A 237-nucleotide genomic window follows, 5' to 3' on the forward strand; every position below is an offset into this window, starting at 1 on the left:
ACCGGCATTCATCAAGCGCAGGTCGTTGGCAATCTTGATCAATGCCAAAGCCATCGAATTGAGATGGCCCGACAGCTCAACCGCATCGTCCTGCGAGGCCAGGCCCTCGAACTTGTTTTCCGCGCTGTCAAAGCGCACCCCGGTCTGATGCTTCAGGCGCTTGGCCAACCGCTCGCCGAAGCGCGGGTCCGCATTGATGACAGTACCGATCGCCGTGCCACCCAGCGGCAGCCGGCG

At 62.0% G+C, this 237-nt stretch carries 1 protein-coding gene; it reads right to left on the reverse strand.

All coding sequences use genetic code 11. The annotated features are described in order from the left end of the window. A partial coding sequence (locus tag ACQG3P_RS23465; protein WP_426806386.1) for a lyase family protein occupies positions 1-237 on the reverse strand: 237 nt, incomplete at both ends.

It is taken from the genome of Stenotrophomonas sp. SrG (genome assembly GCF_050031795.1).
Lineage (GTDB): Bacteria > Pseudomonadota > Gammaproteobacteria > Xanthomonadales > Xanthomonadaceae > Stenotrophomonas > Stenotrophomonas rhizophila_A.